This is a genomic window from Vibrio sp. Y176, assembly GCF_033438945.1.
On the sequence record NZ_JAWOQS010000460.1, the window covers coordinates 1 to 735 of the forward strand.

A 735-nucleotide genomic window follows, 5' to 3' on the forward strand; every position below is an offset into this window, starting at 1 on the left:
CTTGATTAGTGTTCCAATCCCTCTTCTTATGCCATTAATGGTTGATGAAGTGCTATTGGACAAACCTGCCTCTGGTCTTGCTGCCATGAACGCTGTGCTTCCTGGTGCGTGGCATACCCCAACTGGATATATCTTTTTTACGCTTTTTTTAGTTGTGCTCATGCGCGCAGCCAGCCAAGCGTTGAACATTGTTCAAAGTCGTCAATTCACACTGGTATCGAAAACCATTACGTTTGAGATGCGCAGTAAAATGATCGACAAATTGGGTCGAATCAGTATTCGTCAGTACGAAACCAAAGGCAGTGGAGGAATTAACGCCCACCTTATTACTGATATAGAAACCATCGATCAATTTGTTGGTTCGACACTCGCAAAGTTTGTTATCAGCTTTTTGACCGTCATCGGCACCGCTATCGTTCTGCTTTGGCTAGATTGGCGTCTGGGCTTATTTATTCTACTCGTAAACCCTATTGTCATTTATTTCTCTCGCAAACTTGGCAGTATGGTCAAGCATCTCAAGCGTAAAGAAAACCACTCGTTCGAAATTTTCCAAAACCGACTGGTAGAAACGTTGGATGGTATTTACCAGCTGCGCGCTGCCAATAAAGAGCGCGAATTTCTTCAGCAGCTAAAAGAGAGCGCCAATCAAGTCCGCGTCGATGCTGACAAATACGCCTGGCAATCAGAAGCGGCTGGTCGAGTTTCTTTCTTGCTCTTCTTAATCGGTTTTGAATT

Annotated in this window: 1 protein-coding gene; it reads left to right on the top strand. The window is 44.4% G+C overall.

Going from position 1 to position 735, the window contains the following annotated elements:
- Position 1: 1 nt before the first annotated feature.
- A partial coding sequence (locus R7O13_RS26690; RefSeq protein WP_318305187.1) for an ABC transporter ATP-binding protein occupies positions 2-735 on the top strand: 734 nt, incomplete at its 3' end.